This window comes from Cytobacillus oceanisediminis 2691, from assembly GCF_007678455.1.
Lineage (GTDB): Bacteria > Bacillota > Bacilli > Bacillales > Cytobacillaceae > Mesobacillus > Mesobacillus oceanisediminis_A.
Genome location: NZ_VEEP01000248.1, coordinates 1 through 265 on the forward strand (window position 1 = coordinate 1; position 265 = coordinate 265).

The 265-nt window shown below is 50.9% G+C and carries 1 pseudogene; it reads right to left on the bottom strand.

The features are described from left to right. Positions 1-265 (bottom strand): annotated as a pseudogene (ligA, locus tag FS736_RS24690) (NAD-dependent DNA ligase LigA); the annotation flags it as partial.

The following is a 265-nucleotide window of genomic DNA, read 5'->3' on the forward strand; positions in this document are numbered from 1 at the left end:
CTGTCAGCTTGTAAATCTCCACAACATCCTTCATCACCTCCTCCGCAAACAACTCCCTCACCACTCTTTCACCAACCCCCTCCATCTTCATCGCATCACCCCAAACCAAATCCATCAACCCTTCCCTCATTTCCCCACCACATTTCCCATTCATCCACCCAAGCGCAACCTCACCCTCTATCCTCACAACCTCCCTTTCACATTCAGCGCAATCACTTCGCATATCGAACTCCACTTCCTCACCACTCCCCTCCTCAACAACAAC